Annotated in this window: 20 protein-coding genes, 1 tRNA gene, 2 CRISPR repeat arrays and 1 riboswitch (1 of these 24 only partly in view); of the genes, 12 read left to right on the top strand and 9 right to left on the bottom strand. The window is 41.6% G+C overall.

What is annotated here, in order from left to right:
- A CRISPR array of direct repeats spans window positions 1–870; the repeat unit is 36 nt; unit sequence GTTTTAGAAGAGTATCAAATCAATGAGTAGTTCAAC (it extends 24 nt beyond the left edge of the window).
- Between the two features lie 88 nt (window positions 871–958).
- Window positions 959–2,028, bottom strand: a protein-coding gene (locus LCU_RS03475) for an IS3-like element IS1163 family transposase (RefSeq protein ID WP_112234043.1) whose coding sequence is annotated in 2 segments (ribosomal slippage) — window positions 959–1,800 and window positions 1,800–2,028 — 1,071 coding nt in all. Because the reading frame shifts where the segments join, the coding sequence is not laid out codon by codon here.
- Between the two features lie 120 nt (window positions 2,029–2,148).
- Window positions 2,149–3,110: a CRISPR direct-repeat array (repeat unit 36 nt; unit sequence GTTTTAGAAGAGTATCAAATCAATGAGTAGTTCAAC).
- A 147-nt stretch (window positions 3,111–3,257) separates the two neighbouring features.
- Here LCU_RS03475 and sufC point away from each other — a divergent pair.
- The 6 genes from sufC to LCU_RS03445 all read left to right on the top strand — a co-directional run bounded on the left by sufC (window position 3,258) and on the right by LCU_RS03445 (window position 8,917).
- Window positions 3,258–4,040: a Fe-S cluster assembly ATPase SufC gene (sufC, locus tag LCU_RS03470; protein ID WP_056966921.1), complete on the top strand. Its 783-nt coding sequence runs from the start codon at window positions 3,258–3,260 to the stop codon at window positions 4,038–4,040.
- A gap of 12 nt (window positions 4,041–4,052) precedes the next feature.
- On the top strand, window positions 4,053–5,354 hold the full coding sequence (sufD, locus tag LCU_RS03465) for a Fe-S cluster assembly protein SufD (protein ID WP_004271204.1): 1,302 nt from the start codon (window positions 4,053–4,055) through the stop codon (window positions 5,352–5,354).
- Window positions 5,335–6,573, top strand: coding sequence for a cysteine desulfurase (locus tag LCU_RS03460; protein ID WP_004271203.1), 1,239 nt, complete (start codon window positions 5,335–5,337; stop codon window positions 6,571–6,573). The genes sufD and LCU_RS03460 overlap by 20 nt, the downstream gene beginning before the upstream one ends.
- On the top strand, window positions 6,560–7,051 hold the full coding sequence (gene sufU, locus LCU_RS03455) for a Fe-S cluster assembly sulfur transfer protein SufU (RefSeq protein WP_054644705.1): 492 nt from the start codon (window positions 6,560–6,562) through the stop codon (window positions 7,049–7,051). Before LCU_RS03460 ends, sufU begins: the two co-directional genes overlap by 14 nt.
- Window positions 7,048–8,451, top strand: coding sequence for a Fe-S cluster assembly protein SufB (sufB, locus tag LCU_RS03450; RefSeq protein ID WP_035187061.1), 1,404 nt, complete (start codon window positions 7,048–7,050; stop codon window positions 8,449–8,451). The genes sufU and sufB overlap by 4 nt, the downstream gene beginning before the upstream one ends.
- Window positions 8,452–8,626: 175 nt before the next feature.
- Complete coding sequence (locus LCU_RS03445; protein ID WP_016619706.1) at window positions 8,627–8,917, top strand: hypothetical protein; 291 nt, start codon at window positions 8,627–8,629, stop codon at window positions 8,915–8,917.
- A 69-nt stretch (window positions 8,918–8,986) separates the two neighbouring features.
- Here LCU_RS03445 and LCU_RS03440 read toward each other — a convergent pair whose 3' ends face one another.
- From LCU_RS03440 to LCU_RS03425, 4 genes are all read right to left on the bottom strand, one after another.
- Entirely contained in the window at window positions 8,987–9,907 is a 921-nt protein-coding gene (locus tag LCU_RS03440; protein WP_011373852.1) for an IS30-like element ISLsa1 family transposase, read from the bottom strand.
- A gap of 245 nt (window positions 9,908–10,152) precedes the next feature.
- A complete protein-coding gene (locus LCU_RS03435) occupies window positions 10,153–11,031 on the bottom strand; it encodes an IS3 family transposase (RefSeq protein WP_280525414.1) in 879 nt (292 codons plus the stop codon).
- Window positions 11,032–11,048: 17 nt separating this feature from the next.
- Window positions 11,049–11,300 (bottom strand): IS3 family transposase, encoded by a 252-nt coding sequence (locus tag LCU_RS03430; protein ID WP_002816285.1) that lies wholly within the window; start codon window positions 11,298–11,300, stop codon window positions 11,049–11,051.
- Between the two features lie 119 nt (window positions 11,301–11,419).
- Entirely contained in the window at window positions 11,420–12,250 is an 831-nt protein-coding gene (locus LCU_RS03425) for a helix-turn-helix domain-containing protein (RefSeq protein WP_004271273.1), read from the bottom strand.
- 237 nt (window positions 12,251–12,487) lie between these two features.
- Here LCU_RS03425 and LCU_RS03420 point away from each other — a divergent pair, with 237 nt between their 5' ends.
- The 4 genes from LCU_RS03420 to LCU_RS03405 all read left to right on the top strand — a co-directional run bounded on the left by LCU_RS03420 (window position 12,488) and on the right by LCU_RS03405 (window position 15,826).
- On the top strand, window positions 12,488–13,864 hold the full coding sequence (locus LCU_RS03420; protein WP_054644681.1) for a GHKL domain-containing protein: 1,377 nt from the start codon (window positions 12,488–12,490) through the stop codon (window positions 13,862–13,864).
- Entirely contained in the window at window positions 13,857–14,615 is a 759-nt protein-coding gene (locus LCU_RS03415) for a LytR/AlgR family response regulator transcription factor (RefSeq protein WP_056966746.1), read from the top strand. The genes LCU_RS03420 and LCU_RS03415 overlap by 8 nt, the downstream gene beginning before the upstream one ends.
- Window positions 14,616–14,696: 81 nt before the next feature.
- The gene (locus LCU_RS03410; protein ID WP_039099163.1) at window positions 14,697–15,251 is read left to right on the top strand and encodes a cob(I)yrinic acid a,c-diamide adenosyltransferase; all 555 of its coding nucleotides are present in this window, start codon (window positions 14,697–14,699) and stop codon (window positions 15,249–15,251) included.
- A gap of 107 nt (window positions 15,252–15,358) precedes the next feature.
- On the top strand, window positions 15,359–15,826 hold the full coding sequence (locus tag LCU_RS03405) for a GAF domain-containing protein (RefSeq protein WP_302682543.1): 468 nt from the start codon (window positions 15,359–15,361) through the stop codon (window positions 15,824–15,826).
- A 57-nt stretch (window positions 15,827–15,883) separates the two neighbouring features.
- On the opposite strand, the gene LCU_RS03400 is transcribed toward LCU_RS03405, so the two are convergent.
- Both LCU_RS03400 and LCU_RS03395 read right to left on the bottom strand, forming a co-directional pair.
- The gene (locus tag LCU_RS03400) at window positions 15,884–16,429 is read right to left on the bottom strand and encodes an ECF transporter S component (RefSeq protein ID WP_004271027.1); all 546 of its coding nucleotides are present in this window, start codon (window positions 16,427–16,429) and stop codon (window positions 15,884–15,886) included.
- A gap of 10 nt (window positions 16,430–16,439) precedes the next feature.
- Entirely contained in the window at window positions 16,440–17,414 is a 975-nt protein-coding gene (locus LCU_RS03395) for a nucleoside hydrolase (protein ID WP_056966744.1), read from the bottom strand.
- Between the two features lie 18 nt (window positions 17,415–17,432).
- A riboswitch (PreQ1 riboswitch) is annotated at window positions 17,433–17,477 on the bottom strand.
- A 138-nt stretch (window positions 17,478–17,615) separates the two neighbouring features.
- Here LCU_RS03395 and LCU_RS03390 point away from each other — a divergent pair.
- Window positions 17,616–17,706: transfer RNA gene (locus LCU_RS03390), tRNA-Ser, on the top strand.
- A gap of 96 nt (window positions 17,707–17,802) precedes the next feature.
- Here the strand turns inward: LCU_RS03390 and LCU_RS03385 are convergent.
- A complete protein-coding gene (locus LCU_RS03385) occupies window positions 17,803–18,405 on the bottom strand; it encodes a nitroreductase family protein (RefSeq protein ID WP_056966742.1) in 603 nt (200 codons plus the stop codon).
- 141 nt (window positions 18,406–18,546) lie between these two features.
- The gene (locus tag LCU_RS03380; protein ID WP_004271025.1) at window positions 18,547–18,927 is read right to left on the bottom strand and encodes a YxeA family protein; all 381 of its coding nucleotides are present in this window, start codon (window positions 18,925–18,927) and stop codon (window positions 18,547–18,549) included.
- A gap of 205 nt (window positions 18,928–19,132) precedes the next feature.
- Between LCU_RS03380 and LCU_RS03375 the strand changes: the two genes are divergently transcribed.
- On the top strand, window positions 19,133–20,107 hold the full coding sequence (locus LCU_RS03375; protein ID WP_004271014.1) for a DUF2785 domain-containing protein: 975 nt from the start codon (window positions 19,133–19,135) through the stop codon (window positions 20,105–20,107).

Raw genomic sequence — 20,107 nt, 5'->3', positions numbered from 1 at the left:
GAGTAGTTCAACATCCTTATAGCTGGTATTGATTGCTGGTGCGTTTTAGAAGAGTATCAAATCAATGAGTAGTTCAACAAGGTGTATGTCGACAGCAACCGGCTATGGGTTTTAGAAGAGTATCAAATCAATGAGTAGTTCAACCTTTAGCAGACTGGGTGGCGTTACCCGTTTGTTTTAGAAGAGTATCAAATCAATGAGTAGTTCAACGTGTAACCAATACCAGCAAACAAAGCGTCAGTTTTAGAAGAGTATCAAATCAATGAGTAGTTCAACCTTAATATGCTCATTAACTGCTTTTACCATGTTTTAGAAGAGTATCAAATCAATGAGTAGTTCAACACACGGTTAAAAATGCCATTGCTCCAGCAGGTTTTAGAAGAGTATCAAATCAATGAGTAGTTCAACTGAAGATTTGTCATTTGGTACACCTTCATTGTTTTAGAAGAGTATCAAATCAATGAGTAGTTCAACTGACTGTACTGCTAGTCTGATTGACTGTACGTTTTAGAAGAGTATCAAATCAATGAGTAGTTCAACATTCCGCTGTTTTCTTCGCACTTTCAAATTGTTTTAGAAGAGTATCAAATCAATGAGTAGTTCAACGGAATATGATAGTTGGGATAAGGGATTAGTGTTTTAGAAGAGTATCAAATCAATGAGTAGTTCAACACACAAAGACAGGTTGAAGAGTCGGTAGCGGTTTTAGAAGAGTATCAAATCAATGAGTAGTTCAACTTATTACACTCAACGAATCATCTTTACAAAGTTTTAGAAGAGTATCAAATCAATGAGTAGTTCAACTTTTTCTTTTTCCTTTGAGTTAGGTAGTTTGTTTTAGAAGAGTATCAAATCAATGAGTAGTTCAACTGAAAAAGCAGGCGAGTTTGCAGATGGCTCGTTTTAGAAGAGTATCAAATCAATGATGCTCCTATGTCAATAAATGGCACATCTTTTTCTAAACACTCGTTCTAATTCTGTCGGAATTAAACCAACTGATGTAATTTGAGGTTCGGATTACCAAGTCCTCAAAATTGGAAAAAGTTGTTTGAAAGGCAAACTCTCTCTTCAACAATGAGTGAAAAGCTTCAATTGGCCCATTATCATAAGGATAACCTTGTTTTGAGTATGAGTGGCTAATCTGATGCCGTTCAAGTAAAGTTTCAACTTCGTTGCTGGTGTACTGTGAACCCATGTCAGAGTGAAAATATTGTGGCTTTTGATGATATTCAAGCGCCTGATTAATCGTTTCTACAACTAACGTCGCCTCCATCTGACGACCAATCTTGAAAGCAAGAACTTGATGAACCTTTGGTTCGTAAATAGAACTGAGATAAACCCAGGTTCCTGGACGTAATTCCAAATAAGTAATGTCAGCACGCCATATCCTTGCATTGGGCTGGTGCTTGATTAAATTGGGGCGTTGTGAATGATCCACATGAGTGCCAGGTTTTTTAAATCGCCGATTCATTAAAGAGTGAATCTCCATTTCCCTCATTAATCGTAAAATTCGTTTTGACCCAACACAGATGCCTGACTTGCGAAGCACCATCGTTATTCGTGGATAACCATAGGCACGATAATTATTTTCCCAAATCAATTTAATTTTTTCTTTGAGTTGATTATCAACACGTTCGTGTTGACTAGGTTGATATCTTTTCCAATGGTAATAGGTGCTGCGCGGTAATTTCAGTGCCGAAAGAATAATTGATAAGCGGTGTCGCAATAACTGATCTTCTATGAAGACAAGGCAATTAATTCGTCCTAATGCTTTCCCAGTAACACCGCCGCAGCTTTTAAAATTTCGAGTTCCTCCTTTAATCGCTGATTTTCCTTTTGAAGTTGTTTGAATTCTTTGGACGTTACTTCAGTACCGTCTTCTAGCTCAACTGATTTAGCGCCTTTAACCCAGTTATGAATTGCGGCTGGAGAAACACCGTATTCCTCGGAAAGCGAGCGAATAGATCTTTTCTCTTCACGATGCATCTTCACAATGCTGGCTTTAAAATCATCTTGATATCGTTTCATTGGAATGCTCCTATCTTGTTTTATTAATTATGGCACAACTGTTCAGAAATTTATGTACCAAATACTAGGATAGGAGCATGAGTAGTTCAACGATTTTCTTGAATCCTCAATATGTTTGCCTGTTTTAGAAGAGTATCAAATCAATGAGTAGTTCAACTCAGCCAGCCAGTTGATGCCTCTAGCCTTTGTTTTAGAAGAGTATCAAATCAATGAGTAGTTCAACGCTTGCAACTAACCACAAACCTATTATTCGGTTTTAGAAGAGTATCAAATCAATGAGTAGTTCAACAAAAGTCGCGATTTTAGGAGGATCATTCTAGTTTTAGAAGAGTATCAAATCAATGAGTAGTTCAACTCATCGACTGTCGAAACAATCAAACCATGTGTTTTAGAAGAGTATCAAATCAATGAGTAGTTCAACTCTAACCAACCGCCACCAAGAGTATGAACGGTTTTAGAAGAGTATCAAATCAATGAGTAGTTCAACTACTGGATTCCTTGGGAAGAATTAAAACGTGTTTTAGAAGAGTATCAAATCAATGAGTAGTTCAACAAAAATTACCCTTGATTTATCTGTCGATGAGTTTTAGAAGAGTATCAAATCAATGAGTAGTTCAACTGGTAAGCCAGTATTGTTAAGATATGATGGGTTTTAGAAGAGTATCAAATCAATGAGTAGTTCAACTAACCATTATCAGACAAGGCCAACAGCTGGGTTTTAGAAGAGTATCAAATCAATGAGTAGTTCAACATGCTTTCCAAACCAACGTCGCCAGTTAGGGTTTTAGAAGAGTATCAAATCAATGAGTAGTTCAACTTATCCAGCAATGTTTGGCTATGGTGTTGTGTTTTAGAAGAGTATCAAATCAATGAGTAGTTCAACCCAATTACTTATACAAGTATTCAATGCCATCGTTTTAGAAGAGTATCAAATCAATGAGTAGTTCAACTGTTTAGATAGTAGTTTTGAATTTCATCGGGTTTTAGAAGAGTATCAAATCAATGAGTAGTTCAACCGCATTAACTGCTATGGGTGCTCTTAGCATGTTTTAGAAGAGTATCAAATCAATAAGTTATTTTTTACCTATTTCCCCAGGAAAGCTATTGATAAAGATCACGTCGCCTGCGTGGTCTTTTTTCATGCATTCAAGCATTGAAAACAGTTCTCAATTAGCATAGAATTAAGAGCGTATAATAATTGCTAGAATGCGATTCTTGGAGGGTCATCTATGTCTAAATTAGAGATTATCGATTTGCACGTCGGCATCGACGGTAAGGAAATTTTAAAAGGTGTTAACCTGGAAATGAACACGGGTGAAATTCACGCGATCATGGGACCTAACGGGACTGGGAAGTCGACGCTTTCGGAAACGATTATGGGCAATCCCAAGTATGAGGTACTGCAAGGTCAGATCAAACTAGATGGCCAAAATATTTTAGAAATGCCGGTTGATGAACGCGCCCGCGCGGGGGTATTTTTGGCGATGCAATACCCTGCTGAAATTCAAGGGGTAACGAACGCTGAATTCATGCGCGCTGCGATTAATGCACGTCGGGCTGAAGATGATCAGATTTCAGTGATGGCTTTCTTGAAAAAATTAGATCAACGGATGGCATTCTTGGATATGACGGAAGAAATGTCAGAACGTTACTTAAACGAAGGATTTTCTGGGGGTGAAAAGAAACGGAATGAAATTCTGCAATTGATGATGATTGAACCCAAATTCGCCATCCTAGACGAAATTGATTCCGGACTTGATATTGATGCCTTGCAAGTCGTTTCAAAAGGCGTGAACGAAATGCGCGGGGCTGATTTTGGCTCATTAATCATCACACATTATCAACGGCTCTTAAACTACATCGTGCCAGATTATGTGCACATCATGATGGGTGGCAAAATCGTCACGACTGGTGATGCGTCACTTGCAAAACGTTTGGAAGACGAAGGTTATGTCGGGATTCGTGACGAATTAGGCTTGGATATCAAACTGACTGACGACGAAAGTAAATAGGGGGCGATTCTGATGAAGAAAACATTAGCCATCACGCCTGAACAAATCGCGTCATTCTCACAATTGCATCAAGAACCGGCCTGGTTTGCTGAAATGCGTCAAGCAGCGTTTGCGCAAATTGAGCAACTCGAACTGCCTATCTTTGAAAAAATTAACTATAAACATTGGCCAGTGATGGCAGCAAATGCGCCAACAGCCGTTAAATCCGATTTGAGTTTAATGCCATCTGCGGCAGCGAATCTTTCAGCTGATCAACCGTACGCAGTACAGATTGGTCAGACAACTGCCAAGTTAAATTTACCGGCAGAATTGGCAGAACAAGGTGTCATTTTTACCGACATTTTCACCGCGTTACAAGAACATCCTGATTTGGTACAACAATACTACATGCAAGTCACAGTGAAACCGAACGAGGATCGCTTAACGGCTTTTCACACAGCTTTGATGAACAGTGGGCTCTTCTTGTATGTGCCGAAAAATGTGGTGATTAAGCAACCCATTACGGCTTATTATGTACAGGACAGCACTCAACCCGCTGATTTTATTCATCACGTCCTCGTAGTAGCCGAACAAAACAGTGAATTTAGTTATCTTGAAAATCTCCAAACAGCGGGTGACCACAAGAACTTAGCAAATGTTGTCGTGGAAGTGATTGCTAAAGATAACAGTCACGTTCATTTTTCAGCGGTTGATGCCTTTGGAAAATCCGTGACGACTTACTTGAATCGCCGGGGCCACTTGATGCGCGATGCGCGGATTGATTGGGCATTGGGATCAATGAATGATGGCAATATCATCGGTGACTTTGATTCTGATTTAGTGGGTGCTGGATCACATGCTGAAACGAAAGTGGTCGCCATCTCAACTGGTAAACAGATTCAAGGGATTGATACGCGTGTGACGAATATTGGGCCGCGTTCAATTGGGCACATCTTGCAACATGGCGTCATTTTAGAAGATGCGACGTTAACGTTTAACGGGATCGGGCATATTTTAAAAGGGGCTAAGGGTGCCGATGCCCAACAAGAAAATCGCGTCTTGATGTTATCGCGGACAGCACGCGGGGATGCGAACCCACTCTTATTAATTGATGAAAATGACGTGCAAGCTGGCCATGCTGCCAGTGTCGGGCGCGTTGATGAACAACAAATGTATTATTTAATGAGTCGCGGTCTTTCAAAAGAAGTCGCGCAACGACTTGTAATTCGTGGTTTCTTAGGCGCTGTTCTAAGTGAAATTCCGGATAAAAACGTGCGCCAACAATTAACGGACACGATTGAAAGGAAGTTAATCGATGGTCAACCAGTTAAATGATTATCGGTGCGACTTTCCGATTTTAGACCAAATCGTCAATGATGAACCACTTGTTTATTTAGACAATGCGGCGACCACCCAAAAACCACAAGCCGTGATTGACCGGTTGGTGGCTTATTACCAAAATGACAATGCGAACGTGCATCGTGGTGTGCATACTTTAGCTGAACGAGCAACCGCCCAGTATGAAGCCGCGCGCACGAAGGTCCAAACCTTCATCCATGCCGCTGCGAGTGCCGAAGTGATTTTCACAAAAGGGACGACGCAAAGTTTGAACTGGGTTGCAGGCAGTTTCGGCCCAACCGTGGTTGAAGCCGGCGATGAAATCGTGATTAGTGTGATGGAACATCATAGTAATCTCGTGCCGTGGCAACAACTGGCGCAGAAAACGGGCGCGAAATTGCGTTACATCGACTTATTACCGGATGGGCAACTCGATTTAGAGTCAGCACGCCAGGTGATTGGGCCTAAGACGAAAATTGTTAGTTTGGCGCATGCTTCCAACGTACTTGGGGTTGTCAATCCGATTAAAACAATTGCGGCTTTAGTCCATGCACAAGGCGGTTACATGGTGGTCGATGGGGCACAAGCCGTGCCGCACATGATGGTTGATGTGCAGGCACTTGATGCGGACTTTTACGCCTTTTCAGGGCATAAGATGCTTGGACCAACCGGCATTGGTGTGCTTTATGGCAAGCAAGCATTACTTGAACAGATGCCACCCGTGGAATACGGCGGCGAGATGATCGACTTTGTGGGCTTACAATCTTCAACGTTTAAAGAATTACCGTGGCGCCTTGAAGGTGGAACGCCAAACATTGCGGGGGCAATTGGCTTAGGGGCCGCCATTGATTATTTAACGCAAATTGGGATGGATCATATCCAAGCCCATGAACAAGCGCTAGTCACAATGGCTTTACCGCAGCTCCAAGCAATCGACGGCCTCACGATTTATGGCCCACAAGATGCCGCCCAACGCACCGGTGTGATTGCCTTTAATCTCGACAATTTACATCCACATGATTTAGCGACCGCCCTCGATATGGAAGGCGTTGCCGTACGTGCTGGTCATCACTGCGCACAACCGTTGATGCAATGGTTGAACGTTGCCGCAACCGCGCGCGCTAGTTTTTACCTCTACAATACCGAAGCGGACGTGAAAACGTTTGTGACCGCCATTCAAGCAGCAAAGGAGTTTTTCCAAAATGGCACTCTCTAAATTAGATAACTTATATCGGCAGGTCATTCTTGACCATTCGCAACATCCGCATCATCATGGTCACTTGACGACTGCCGATCATGAAATTGAATTACGCAACCCCACCTGTGGCGATGTGTTACAACTTGAACTGGTGCTCGAAGACGGGCAGATTAGTCAGATTGCTTTTTCAGGGGAAGGCTGTACGATTAGCCAGGCTTCTGCCAGCATGATGACCGATGCCGTGATGCATAAGACACCGGCGCAAGCGGAGGCGATGATCGAACGCTTTTCGGATATGATGATTGGTGATCGTGACGAAGACTGGTCATTGTTAGAAGATGCCGCGATTTTACAAGGGGTGCAACAATTCCCTGCGCGGATTAAATGCGCGACTTTAGCTTGGAAGGCGCTCCACAAAGCCTTAAATAGCGATGACCGACGTGCAACAACCGGTCAAATGATGAACCACGCAGAAACGGAGGAAACTAACGAATGACAGAAGAGACAACGATGCCCCAATTTGAAGAGTACGACTACGGCTTTAGCGACGATGTAGAGCCCGTCTTTTCAACTGGGCGCGGTTTAACGGAAGACGTTGTGCGCGCCATCTCGCGTGAGAAAAAGGAACCACAATGGATGTTAGATTTCCGCTTAAAATCATTTCACGCTTATGAAAAAATGCCAATGCCAGATTTCGGACCGGACTTATCCGATCTTGATTTAGAACACATGTTGTATTATCAAAAGGCAACGGACAAGCAATACCGCGATTGGGAAGATGTTCCCGACAAAATCAAAGAAACGTTTGATCGCTTAGGTGTGCCTGAAGCCGAACGTAAGTATTTAGCAGGTTCCAGTGCGCAATATGAATCAGAAGTGGTTTATCACAACATGCGTGAAGAATTCGAAAAACTTGGGATCATTTTTACCGATATGGATACCGGTTTACGCGAATACCCTGAAATTGTGAAGGAATACTTCAGTACGTTGGTCAAACCAACTGATAATAAATTCTCAGCGCTTAACTCGGCCGTTTGGTCAGGTGGCACGTTCATCTACGTTCCAAAAGGCGTGCGGACGGATATTCCAATCCAATCGTACTTCCGGATTAACGCCGAAAATTCAGGTCAATTCGAACGGACATTGATTATTGTCGATGAAGGCGCCAGCGTGAACTACGTTGAAGGCTGTACTGCACCAAGCTATTCAAGTGATAGCTTGCACGCAGCGGTCGTTGAAGTCTTTGTGAAACGGGATGGCTATTGCCGTTACACGACCATTCAAAACTGGTCAAAGAACGTTTATAGTTTGGAAACTAAACGGGCCCAAGCCATGGAAAATGCGACAATGGAATGGGTCGACGGGAATCTCGGTTCAAAAATGACCATGAAATACCCAAGTGTCTACCTCGATGGTGAAGGTGCACGGGGGACAATGCTCTCAATCGCCGTCGCCGGCGAAGGCGTTGACCAAGACAGTGGCGCGCGGATGATTCACGCCGCACCGAATACGTCATCCTCAATCGTTTCAAAATCGATTGCCAAAGATGGCGGGGCCGTTGATTACCGCGGGACTGTTCGTTTTGAACGCGACAGTGACGGTTCGTTTGCCCATGTCGAATGTGATACGATTATTATGGATGACCGCTCCAGCTCTGATACGATTCCGTACAACACAATTCTAAACGGCAACGTCTCAATGGAACATGAAGCCAAAGTCTCTAAAATTTCTGAAGAACAACTCTATTATCTGATGAGCCGTGGCATCTCGGAAGCCAAAGCAACCGAAATGATCATCATGGGCTTCGTCGAACCATTCACCAAGGAACTCCCAATGGAATACGCGGTGGAATTAAATCGACTGATTAGTTATGAAATGGAAGGCAGTGTGGGGTAATTGAATTGCATAAGCTAGAAATGCTTATTTGAAGGCGTTTCTGGCTTTTTTTGTTTGTGCATGTAGAAAGTAACACCAAAAGTAACACCATTTGGATAGAAATTTTTAGAGAGATTTAACTAGTATGCAGTATTAAATGGTATGATAAAATAAAAATTATAGAAGGTATTGAAAAGTGAATAGAGATGCAGTTTTAAAAGCTTTAAACAATAATGAATTTGATGGTGTGAATCATTCTTACCAACCTGTTGATGGATATGGAAAACATGAAACATATCAAACTAAAATGAAAGTTTTAGGTAGTGAAATCGAGGTTACGACTATTTATAGAAATAAGTTTTTCGATGGTAAGGAAAATGAATGGGAAACTGACGAAAAAGTAGAAATCTTAACAGGATCTGATGCGATTGATTTTATTGAAAGAAGACCCTATTACTTCAGCCAAGTACGACCTGATTTATTTTAATTTGTATTTTCGATAGGAAAAGATTCTTTGGGAGAGAAGGTGTGTTTTTGCATTGGGTAAATTACAAGTTTAATCCGAACAAGCCCGGAATCTTTCAATGGCAGTCTGTTGATGATGTATTTTTAATGGTCGTTGATTAATTAGTTCAAGTGCTGCTAGGATCTCATCAGTCGTTACTTGGCTAAAATTGGTCTTTTTCGGGAAGAACCAGCGTAACCGTCTATTAAAATATTCATTGGAACCTCGCTCCCATGGTGAATATGGATGGCAAAAATAAACTTTGATCTGATAATCCTGTTCTAAGGCCTGATAATTGGCAAACTCTTTACCATGATCAACAGTAATGGATTTTACTTGGGGACCGAAGGCCCCCATAAACTTGCCAAAGGCGGTGTTTAGAGCCTTAGCCGTTCTATTAGGGGCTTTGATGGCCCATAGAAGTCGGGTCTTACGTTCTACGAATGTAACCAGACATGATCGTGACTCACTTCGACTAGAAAGCACCGTATCTACTTCCCAATGACCAAAAGCTAACCGTTGATTAACAGTTGTTGGCCGTTGTTCGATGGAAGTCCCACTTGTAAATTTCCCACGATTTTCGCTCACTCGGTGCTGGCGGACATTCCGATTGGGTAGATCAGTCAATTTGAAGGGGAGCCAGCCACGATTAAGCCAATTATAAATTGACGCAGTGCTCAAGTTATAAGCGGCCGCAATGGTTTCTGGTGACCAGGTTAATCGTAAGTGATTGGTAATTAAAGTCGCTAATGCTGCCGTCAGCATCGAACGACGACCGCAATTCCGCCTTTTGCGATCTGCATCTTGCTGAGCTAATTCTGGATCATAAGGTTTAACTCGGTCCAACTCATAGCTAATCGTAGCTTTGGCGACGCCTAAGGCGTCAGCCATTACTTGGTAAGATTTATTCCCCTCATTGACCAGTTGTGCTAGTGCGCCACGTTGAAAACGTGATAAAGTAGATGTACCCAAAGTAATCACTCCCTATATTGGTTGGAATTAGCTACTACCATTGTAAGTGATTGCTTTGGGCTTTTTAATTTCTGTTCGGATTAATTATAGAATTTGCCATTGTTAAACCTAAATAAAATAATTTGGATTGAAGTCAATATTTGAGACAGATTTTAAGAGACATTCAGAACCGCGTTTACCTTCCACAGCTCAAATAAATCATTAATCGCGATTAATAACTTATTTGAACCCTGGAAAGCATTAAATCAGGCGGCCATTTGGCTCGTAAGTGTTGCAATTTCAACTTGTAAGGGGGTCTGGTAGCCCAGTGAACTATGAATTCTCTTCTTATTGTAGAAAGCATGCACATATTCAAAAAGGACGGCAGCGGCAGTTTCATAATCTTCAAAGACCGGCACTGGATAAACACATTCCTTTTTGAGGGAAGCGTGAAAGGATTCCATTGGCGCATTATCATACGGACAACCCTTACGGCTGTATGAGTGGCGGATATGTAGCTCAGTTAAACGTTGATTGTAATCATCGCTGGTATACTGTGATCCTAAATCCGTATGGATAATCAGGTCCCCAGTAATGGTTCGATTTTTAACCGCGCTTTCAAGGGGCTTTAAGACTAAATCAGTAGCCATCTTTTTTGAGAACGAATAGCCGATAATCCGTCGTGAGTGCAGGTCCATGATGGTTGATAAGTAACACCAGCCATTACCCTTCGTTTGAATATAGGTCATATCAGCGGTCCATTTTTGATTTAAACCAGTGGTCGAGAAATCCTGCTTAAGTAAGTTGGGACGCTGTTCAACCTTGGTTTTGGAAGCCGAAGCCGCTTTCCACTTATTGACGGTAACGGAGTGGCTATCCAGTTCCTTCATGAGCCGGGAAATCCGTCGTGGACTGCACCGAAGCTGCAGTGGTTGAAGTTCCAGATTCAATTCATGGTGGATCTTCATAACACCGTATCGCTGCTTAAATTCCGCAAAGATCCGCAGAATCCGTTGTTTCAAGCCCGCATCTTCGGCCCGGCGTTTTGAAGGTTTGGGGGATCGATAACGATAATACTGAGCTCTGGAAACACCGAGGATTCGGCACATCTTGGTTACCTGGTGGTGATGGCTTTCTTGGTGAATGTAATCAAAGATATTGGTTACTTCTGCGCAAGGAAGCCCAGGGCTTTTTTTAGGATTTCGTTCTCCTCAGACAGCGAAGCCAGTCGCTTTTCCATCGCTTTGATTTCGTCTGGCGATTTACCGGATTGAGTTTTGGCCTGGCCCTGGATCCACTTATGAACTGTTGAATAGCCAATGCCATATTCTCTGGCCAGTTGGGCAGCTGATTCGCCTTGCTTATATAGGTTGATAATGTTTTGTTTGAATTCTTTGTCGTAACGAGTTGGCATGTAAAAATTCCTTCCTTTTGAGAGATGATTTATTCATTATACCCTCTCTTAAAAGTTGTCTCAGGAATCAGCTTACATCCAATTAGTTAAAAAAACACTATCCAATCGGATAGTGTTTTTTAGTTTAACGCTTTAATTTTCGCGATTAACGCGTTATTTTTAAGGTATTTGGCAAAAACTAACGCGGTTTCGCGATCTTCTGCATAGTCTCGACCGCTTTGTTGGCGTGCCCGAGCACGGAGGTAATACAAATGATCGACTTGTTTGATGATTTGATTTTTTTGACTCAGTTTGAGGGCTTTCGTCAAAAACTCGATAGCTGCATCAATGCGGTGTTGGTTAATCATATAGGCTGCTGTGTGACGCGAAGCAAATAGGACGCGTTGAACATCAATGACATTGATGTGATCAAGTTGGTTGATGAAATTGATATTATTATTGAAATAAAAATCAGCTAATTCCTCGCCAGCTTCTTGGTAAATTAAACCCATACCGGTATTTAGAAGTAACTTCAACGTTGAAGTGTCGTCACCGATGGCCGCTGTGAACGAGTTATAAGCGGAAAAAATCTGTAATTCAGATTGATGGTCAAGGTAACTTAAATAGCCATTGAAAAAGAAGAAGATGGCGGGATAAGGATGTTCGGTTGCCTTGAAGTCGATATCGGTAATTAATGCGGCAGCAGGGCCAGAATCGCCTGCTAATAAAGCAACTTCCGCAGAAATCACGCCTTCGTCACTGGCAGTGTCGAGCGCGTTAAATTCGGTGAAAAGTTCATTTAATGTCAATCCAAGCCGTGTACAAATCTTAATTAGAATTGGGATTGTGGGGGGCAGATTTTTCTTTTCAATTTTGCTGATTGTATTTTGCGTGCAAATCCCCGCTGCTAATTCAGACTGTGTCAGTTGCTTGTTGAGTCGCTGTTGATGGATCAATTGGCCTAAAAACATTTTTAGCCTCCAAATAGTAATTATTTATCTATATTTATGATTAATTATATACGTTTAATGCAGACAAGTATACGTTTATGACATTTAATCCTTTTAAAAAAATTACGTGATAAAATCGAAATGAGTCACCAATCATGGGTATTCATAATATGAAAGGAGGGGTATGATAATGATGAGTAACATTCAAAATTTAATTTTCTGGTTTTGGAATTAAGGTTCGAGTAGGGAGTTTTATGCATGGCAATGAAAATGCCGCTGGCAATGCAGATTATCATTAATCTAAGTACGTTTAGTTCGTTTCTACTATTAGTATTATTTTTGACGGGGAAGTTGAAACGAACGAACAGATTTCAACTACTATTATCAGTTGGAGTCGGCATTGCTTTTATTCAGGGAATGGATTTATTAATTGGAAATTTTCTTGAAGAGCTATGGCTGATTTTGGCAACTGTTGGATTATATGGTTGGTTAAATGGCTTTAAAAATCTGCGTAAATTAAAGACAAGTTATGCGTTAATTATCGCAACCATCTTTAGTTACATCATCGTGATGCTATCATCGGTTCTGACAACGGTGGGGTTAATTGGGTATACTCACTTAAAGGGCCTTGATAATCTGATGAGTAGCCAGTTTAATTGGCAAATGGTGTGTTTAATTATGTTGAGTCAATTATTGATTGCAGCCGGATTAGGATTAATTGTCCAACGGTTAGATCAGCTTATTAAAGCATCCATTGCTTCATACGGTATGTGCGTGGCCGGCACGATTTTAGCCGGTCTCGCGTTATTTGTGGTGGCAGTGATGGTGCTTTTTGATAGCTTTAAGCATGCGAATCTGCCGGTTGAATATTTGTACCTTGTGTTAGGACTTGTGCTATTACTATTAGTTTTGGTGATTGTGGGAATGCTTTTGTATACGAAAGCTGTGATTCGCCAAAATAGAATCAACGTAGAACAAGAAAGTCAGCGAAATCTAACGCTGTATGTTGAACAGTTAGAGCGTAACTACCGTGAAATACGCAAGTTTCGCCACGATATCGCCAATGCTTTATTGGCTTTAGAGACAATTATCAATGAACAAGGGAGCCCAGTTTTAATGCAGGATTTTCATGATTTACTAACGCATTATAACTTTGACACGATTCAAGATCAGGCAATTGGACGGTTTCAAGAGATTAATAATGCTTATATTAAAGGCATTATTTTTAGCAAGTATATTGAAGCACATAATAATCGGATTCCCTTTAATTTAGAGGTTCAACCGGATTTATTTAAGCAACAACAACAGTATTTTGATGAATTACGGATTCTGGGAATCTTTTTGGATAATGCAATTGACGCGGTAAATGATATTAAAGATGGTTCAATCAGTGTCAGTTTATTCGAGCAAAAGGGTAAGATGGTCTATTGTGTCAAAAATACGATTAATACACCAGTAGAATTTGGTCAGCTTTATCAGGCTGGTTATTCAACGAAGGGGATTAATCGCGGGCTTGGGCTCACAACTGCTAAAGAAATCACGGATATGCGCTCAGATTTTAGCTTAATGTTAAAACAAGATGGAGACTATTTCGTTGCAATGCTTGTTGTTGAACAGGAGGAGACCCATGGTTGATATTTTTTTATGTGATGATAAACAGGTTTTACTAGATAGTTATGAAGAGATTATAACGGCATATATTCAACAAAATATATTGGATGCTCAGGTGCGTTTGAAGACTAAGAATGGCTATGACCTATTAATTTTTTTACAAGAAAGTCAAACGCAAGGGGGCGTTTACTTTCTTGATATTGATTTAGAGAATGACGTGCTGGATGGGATGGAATTGGCGCTTAAAATTCGTGAATTGGATCCATATGCACAGATTGTGTTCGTTTCAACACATGACGAACTTTTAATGGAAACCATTCAACGCCGAATTAATGTTTTGAATTTTATTTTGAAGGATCGCGGGTTAGCACAGGTTCGTGCAGATATTCAAGCAACCATTAACGATGCCATTAAGTTACGACAACAACAGGTGCCATTAGCTGAAGAACCAGCTCATTTTGAATATGATGATGGATTATCGTTTGAAAAAGTGGCAATTCAAGAGATTAATTATTTCGAAACAGCGTATAAAGCACGGCACGTCTTCTTACACAGTGATCATCGGTTAAGTGAATTTGTAGGGAAAATCGTGACGATTCAAGCGCAATTGCCACAATTTTTCAGAGCCCATAAGAGTATCCTAGTGAATCCGGACAAAGTCGTACGGATTGATAAGGAGACGCATCAAGTGATATTTGCAAATGGCGATACATGTGATGTTTCGTACCGTCGAATTGAGGCATTACTTAAATTGATACAAGCAGACAAGTGTTAAAAATTAAGCAACGCCAAAAATTCGCTTTCAAACGTGGTACACTAAAATTGATAATGGATGACAGTTTTAGGAGGCTACGGATTGAAACTATATACAAAGACCGGTGACAAGGGATTAACCAGAATTATCGGCGGTCAAAAAGTGCGCAAAAACGCAATTCGTGTGGAAGCATACGGGGGTGTTGATGAGTTAAATTCATACTTAGGTGTCGTCATCAGTGATTTACCTGATTATCCGGCATTGAGAATGGAATTGGTTGAGATTCAACAAATTCTGTTTGACTGTGGGACAGATTTAGCGACGCCGGATGATTCGCGGGGGTATCGGACAGACAACGCATACACGAAATGGTTAGAAGCTAAGATTGATCAGTATGCAGATGTTCCACCTGCTTTAAAAGAATTTATTTTACCTGGGGGAGTACCATCAGCAGCGAAACTACAATATTGTCGGACAATTGCGCGGCGTGTTGAACGCCAAGTCGTCGCCTTGCAGGAAGTAGAACCGATTAACGAAGCTGTATTAACTTTCTTGAATCGGCTCTCTGATTATTTATACGCGATTGCGCGGTACGTCAATCATGAAGAGGGCGAACCAGAGACAGTTTATCGAAGAAATAAAACAATTTTTCATTAAAAAAACCGCCGATGTGCGGTTTTTTTAATGTCGAAATTAAGGGATGTTTTGAATTGCTAACGCAGCAAGCTTCCACTATAATAGCTTGAAAAGAGGAAGTGATTGTGATGTTTAAATCAAAAGAAGCTAAAGTCGAGGCTTACGAAATGCTCTTAAAACAACAAGCTGCTTTGCTGGCAGGTGAAACGAATTTAATTGCTAATCTAGCAAATTCTTCGGCGTTATTAAATCAAATATTACCGGAGACTGTTTTTGCGGGTTATTATCTGTATCAAGATGCTGAGCTGATTTTAGGCCCATTTCAAGGAAACGTCTCGTGTATGCACATTGCACTAGGTAAAGGGGTGTGTGGTGAAGCCGCCGCAAAGCACACAACGTTAATTGTAGAAGACACGGCGCAACATCAGAATTATATCGCTTGTGATTCGGCTGCACGTTCTGAGATTGTTGTGCCAATGATCAAGGCTAATCAACTAATCGGTGTTTTGGATCTTGATAACCGCGTCGTTGGCGCTTACGATGAGGTCGACCGAGATTATCTAGAACAGTATGTCACGTTACTGATGCAAAACTAAAAAAAGCAAATGCGTTTCTAATTGATGTTAGAAGCACACTTGCTTTTTTTTAATTAATTAGAGTGTCTTGATTTTTTGTTTGAGGTGGACGCAAACCTGTGTCACCACAATGATTGCCAAGAGCCGGTCCAGATAATCCGTACCGGCTTGAACCAGTGTAATGCTGACAAACTGATTTAGTCCCAAGCCGCTTAGTAGTTGTACAATTAAACTTGACCCTGAAGAGGTGATACCGTGGAACAAGAAGTAAGTGATTAATGAACTGACAATTGTGCCGGGAATGGCGACACCTAAAGCAACAAGGGGTAACTCGCGTTTCGTCCGTTGGTGGTGGTATAAGAGCCATCCAGCGAGTAAGCCGGTTAATAGACCGTCTGGCAAGTAATAAAGCGCAAATAAGTCGGTCGTGACACCGCTGATGATGCTACTACAAGTGGCAGTTAATGCGCCTGCCAGAGGACCTAATAGGGTGCTGGCTAAAATGGTGCCGACGCTATCGAGATAGATTGGTAACCGTAAAAATAGGGCAATGTTAGCGCCTACGTAATTGAGTGCAATGGCAAGTGCCAGAATGGTTAAGTGTTGTGTTTTAAATTTTCGCATAATAGGTTCCTTATCTAAGTTTTGGTAAGTCCGTTTTAATGAGGGTTGCTTGTGCATTTAAAACGACGGTCAAAAACTGTTCAAAGAAACGATTGGTGTCCACCTTAGTTAAGATGAGGCTATTGGCAGGACGGTGCCAGAAATCGAACCGGTCAACCAGTGTTTGGCCAATGCTGATGCCGGTTGTTTCGACGGTGGTATAACTTTCAAAGCCGTGACAAAGGGTTGGATCGATAAAATAGGCGACTGCTAATGGATCATTGATCACACAGCCGATAATGTGTTCATATTGCCAATGAAAATCAAAATAAAACTGGGTGATGGCTTTTAGATAGTCGCCGACTTCAGGATTGACACGCTGACAATAAGCCAGCAATGTTGGCGTGAAGACAATTTCGCGGGTCACGTCTAAGCCAACCATTTCAATCTTTTGATCGAGTTGGTCGAATACCAACAGTGCGGCATCCGGATCGCTCCAGTAGTTGAATTCAGCAACGGGTGAGCAGTTACCGTGACTCTTATAGGTCCCACCCATTGAAACAAAGCGGGCACAGTGCCGACCTAAATCTGGATTTCGCTGGAGCGCAGTCGCAATATTGGTCAATGGTCCGAGTGCGATAATACTGATATCGCTCGGTTGACTAAAAGTGGCTGCTAAAAAATCAGCGGCGGATTGTTGTGCCGGTTGAATAGTGGATAGGCGCGGGATATGGCTGTCACCTAAACCATCCATGCCATGCGTATCCTGCGCACTGACAAATGGTTTATGGAGCGGTTTATCCGCACCAACATAAACGGGAATGTCGAGCCGCCCGAGGCGTTCAAGACACTTAAAGGCATTGTCCACGCCGATTTGGACGGGAACGTTGCCGCAAACAATGGTGATTGCAACGACTTCCACGGCTGGCGATTGAATGGCCAAATTCAAAGCGAGCGTGTCATCGATGCCTGGATCGCAATCGATAATGATTTTGCGAGTTTGCATTTATTTCTAACCTCCTTGAGATCCTTAGTTTTTTATTCTGGGAAGTTTCCGAACCAGTCCAAGTAGTTTTACTTGATTTTAAATGCACCCCTTTATGATACCGAGTTGGTGGGCGGGTGTAAATAGCAGTTATTTTTAAAAAACAGGCTTGACAGTGATTAGCGAACTTGATATTATAATAAACGTTGTAAGATTTGATATGGAGAATTACCCAAGTCTGGCTGAAGGGAACGGTCTTGAAAACCGTCAGGTGGGTTCTGCCCACGCGAGAGTTCGAATCTCTCATTCTCCTTAAAGTAAAAAGCGGTTCGCGGATGCGAGTCGCTTTTTTTGTTGGGTAAAATAAAAAACCAGAGTGCATGCGCACTCTGGTCGATTCGGTTTAAAATTAGTTTGTGTAGGTTTGGAAACGACTTGCATCGGTATTGTAGTCTTTAGCATCGGCTGGATTTTCGATTGAACCAAATGGCATTTGCGCACGAAGTTTCCAGTTTGATGGAATGTTCCATTTTGCAGTAACGGCTTCATCAATTACTGGGTTATAATGTTGCAAGCTAGCACCCACATTTTTTTCTGCGAGGGCTAACCAAGTGGCATATTGTGCCATGCCTGAAGCTTGTTCTGACCATGTTGGGAAGTTTTCGGCATATAATGGCACGTTTTCTTGAAGATTCTTAACAACGTCTTGATCTTCAAAGAACAAGATTGTCCCGACACCAGCGGTGAATGAAGCCAATTTAGCTTGTGTACTTGGGAAGTTTTCCGCAGGTGTTAATGGTTTTAAGGCAGTTGCTGTAATATCGTTCCAAAGTGTTTCATTTGCTTTTCCAAAGAGAATAATGGCGCGTGAACCTTGGGCGTTAAAAGCAGTTGGTGTTTCTTTAATGGTGTTGAAGATTAATTCTGATAATTCAGCTTCGCTCATTGAAACGTTTTTGCCAAGTGCATAAATTGTCCGGCGTGTTTGTTGTAAATCGAATAATTCTGTCATGTTCATTACTCCCTTGTGAAATCGTTTTTATCAGTGCATGCGAATAATATAGCATACTTATTAAATGTAAGCAATGAAAAAAGCGAAATCCCTCGTTTGTATTTCGCAATTAACAGCATTTAGTTCGATTGTATTTTACAATTATAGACTAGACTGCAGTTTAACGGGCAATTCAGATTTTGAAACGACAGTCCAAGAATTGACGAAGCGCCCCTTGGCATCTAATTTTAAGTAGTGATTAGGTTTTAGTGCGCGCGGCGCTTGGAAAACGACTTCGTAATGACTGCCATCAGCACGGTAAGCAGGTTGCCGGTAAAGGTAATCGCCATGTGCTTGTTGTGTCCCGTATTGGTGTGCTGTTTTAACATAGACGGCTTCTCTGGGAATTAAGAGGTTGAACCGGTCCCACTGTTGGGCAAGGTCATTGCCGTCCGTCATATTCTGAGTTGTGGCTGATCCGATAATTGGACCGCCGATAACAATTAGTCCAAGTGAGAACAGTAATAGAATGATTTTTTTCATGATTGACACTCCTTGTGAATTGATGTCTTAATCGTATCAAGCTAGAAGTTACATTGATTCAGTCTAAAGGTGGAATTTATTCTAAGCGAGGTGACGATTTTGTCATATCGTGGGCCTGTTTAAGGATTGATAGTTTATGTCTGTGGCCGAATGCATTATAATAGTTAGTTATGAGATGTTTTCAGTAGAGAGTGGGTGATGATTGATGAAGGAAGTTCAAAATGTGATGCAACAGTTAGACGCGATTCGTAGTGCATTGATTAAAGGGGACATCTATCAATCAATTCCGGAAAAAGTATTGGTCGTCATGGATGGCGTCCAATATAAGACGCGGCGGACACATGTCGTAGTACCTGAGGACAACGAGTCAGTCTTGCAACGAATCACAGCAATTGATGAGCGAATTAAAACCAAAGGCAAAGAAGCGACCATCAGCGATGAAGAGCTCGATGATTTATTAAGGCATCTTGCAAGCCCAGATTCGCAAGTGCGCGATAAAGGTGTTTTTTACTTATTCAATCGATTATTACGGCAGACGGTTTTAACCCCAGCCCAATTGATTTGGGTCAAGGACCGCTTATTGCAAGATGATTATTTATTCGCGCATATTTTAGAACCTGAAAATGACGCTGTTTTTTTACGTTCGTTTAGCGCGATGTTTTTGGCCGGGATTTTATATGCTAACCGCACTTTTTATCATGTATTAAGTACGGCCGAATTATTGGCAATTGAACGGCGAGTAATGGCTTATACAGTCATCGAATTAGATTCACGAGGATACGTTGATGGTAAAGGCTGGGCGCATGCGATGACGCATATCATCAATGTCTGGTCAGAACTTAACGAAACACCTGAAATCCAACGTGCGGATAAGATTTTGATGATGGCAATTGTGCTACAGGCGTATCGCTTCTCTGATAACGCACTCGCATATGGTGAAGATAGTCATCTGACGAACGTTCTAATCAGTTTAATGAACAAGCATCAACTCTATGTCGATTATTGTTTAATCGTCTTACAGGAGTGGCAGCGTTCATTGTTGACTATGGCACCACAGGAGACCGTTGGTTTTTGGAATCGGTGGTATAACCGCAATCGCTTTTTACAGTCATTGTTGCTACAACCTGAATTACCTGATAAAATTGCGGATTACTTACGGAAGATTTCAGATTTATTTTAA

The organism is Latilactobacillus curvatus JCM 1096 = DSM 20019 (assembly GCF_004101845.1).
Taxonomy (GTDB): domain Bacteria; phylum Bacillota; class Bacilli; order Lactobacillales; family Lactobacillaceae; genus Latilactobacillus; species Latilactobacillus curvatus.
The sequence above is the reverse complement of the archived record's forward strand: the minus strand, read 5'-3'. Positions and strand labels throughout refer to the sequence as shown.

Bases quoted from the DNA above. Each gene is read 5' to 3' on its own strand.
- sufC (WP_056966921.1), top strand. From the start codon at position 3,258: ATGTCTAAATTAGAGATTATCGATTTGCACGTCGGCATCGACGGTAAG.
- sufD (WP_004271204.1), top strand. From the start codon at position 4,053: ATGAAGAAAACATTAGCCATCACGCCTGAACAAATCGCGTCATTCTCA.
- LCU_RS03460 (WP_004271203.1), top strand. From the start codon at position 5,335: ATGGTCAACCAGTTAAATGATTATCGGTGCGACTTTCCGATTTTAGAC.
- sufU (WP_054644705.1), top strand. From the start codon at position 6,560: ATGGCACTCTCTAAATTAGATAACTTATATCGGCAGGTCATTCTTGAC.
- sufB (WP_035187061.1), top strand. From the start codon at position 7,048: ATGACAGAAGAGACAACGATGCCCCAATTTGAAGAGTACGACTACGGC.
- LCU_RS03430 (WP_002816285.1), bottom strand. From the start codon at position 11,300: ATGCCAACTCGTTACGACAAAGAATTCAAACAAAACATTATCAACCTA.
- LCU_RS03425 (WP_004271273.1), bottom strand. From the start codon at position 12,250: ATGTTTTTAGGCCAATTGATCCATCAACAGCGACTCAACAAGCAACTG.
- LCU_RS03420 (WP_054644681.1), top strand. From the start codon at position 12,488: ATGGCAATGAAAATGCCGCTGGCAATGCAGATTATCATTAATCTAAGT.
- LCU_RS03415 (WP_056966746.1), top strand. From the start codon at position 13,857: ATGGTTGATATTTTTTTATGTGATGATAAACAGGTTTTACTAGATAGT.
- LCU_RS03405 (WP_302682543.1), top strand. From the start codon at position 15,359: ATGTTTAAATCAAAAGAAGCTAAAGTCGAGGCTTACGAAATGCTCTTA.
- LCU_RS03400 (WP_004271027.1), bottom strand. From the start codon at position 16,429: ATGCGAAAATTTAAAACACAACACTTAACCATTCTGGCACTTGCCATT.
- LCU_RS03395 (WP_056966744.1), bottom strand. From the start codon at position 17,414: ATGCAAACTCGCAAAATCATTATCGATTGCGATCCAGGCATCGATGAC.
- LCU_RS03385 (WP_056966742.1), bottom strand. From the start codon at position 18,405: ATGACAGAATTATTCGATTTACAACAAACACGCCGGACAATTTATGCA.
- LCU_RS03380 (WP_004271025.1), bottom strand. From the start codon at position 18,927: ATGAAAAAAATCATTCTATTACTGTTCTCACTTGGACTAATTGTTATC.
- LCU_RS03375 (WP_004271014.1), top strand. From the start codon at position 19,133: ATGAAGGAAGTTCAAAATGTGATGCAACAGTTAGACGCGATTCGTAGT.